The organism is Bacillus sp. SIMBA_154 (assembly GCF_046536015.1).
GTDB lineage: Bacteria > Bacillota > Bacilli > Bacillales > Bacillaceae > Bacillus > Bacillus pumilus_P.
On sequence record NZ_JAWJBV010000283.1, the window covers coordinates 1 to 270 of the forward strand.

Sequence of the window (270 nt, forward strand, 5' to 3'; positions counted from 1 at the left end):
CTACTAGTAAAGAAGTCAACAAAATATCATTGATCTCTGTATTGTAGGCCCGGTTTGCCTCTCTTAATAAACTATCGGTTTTATTACTATCTAACTTGACACTTAACGTTTTACTATTCTCAAATGTGTCTCTGTTTATTTCTTTTTTTCTTGGCAGAAATCTAACTTCAGCCTTAGCTACGTTTTTCCAATAGTCGCTTTCCTTTTTTAAGTTCTTTCCATTGGCATAGCCCTGAAGCCTTGATGAAAAATGTTGAAAAGAATCGGATT

At 34.1% G+C, this 270-nt stretch carries 1 protein-coding gene; it reads right to left on the reverse strand.

Annotated elements, in window-relative coordinates:
• A partial coding sequence (locus tag R0K30_RS22065) for a condensation domain-containing protein (protein ID WP_410612989.1) occupies positions 1-270 on the reverse strand: 270 nt, incomplete at both ends.